Here is a 243-nt window from a genome sequence, read left to right as displayed (position 1 = left end):
CCATAGGCCATCAGTTCCTGCATCTCGTAGCCCGCGCAGTGCCGGGCTTCCATGGCCAGAAACTGTGCCTTGGGAAGGGAAAGGGCCATCTGATAGGCCCGGTGCGCCGCCACACAGCACGGACCGACAGCTACTTCAACCGCACGAAAGACATCGTCTCCCGTTTTGGGGATTGTGTGGTGACGTATGCCGTCTTCATCCGCCGTCCGGTGCTGTCGGCCACGGCCATGGTGGAAACATGGC

General features: G+C 61.3%; 1 pseudogene. It reads right to left on the bottom strand.

What is annotated here, in order from left to right:
- Positions 1-128 (bottom strand): annotated as a pseudogene (locus KUA11_RS17670) (nicotinate phosphoribosyltransferase); the annotation flags it as partial.
- Between the last annotated feature and the right edge of the window lie 115 nt (positions 129-243).

It is taken from the genome of Acetobacter estunensis (genome assembly GCF_019083805.1).
Lineage (GTDB): Bacteria > Pseudomonadota > Alphaproteobacteria > Acetobacterales > Acetobacteraceae > Acetobacter > Acetobacter estunensis_A.
The sequence above is the reverse complement of the archived record's forward strand: the minus strand, read 5'-3'. Positions and strand labels throughout refer to the sequence as shown.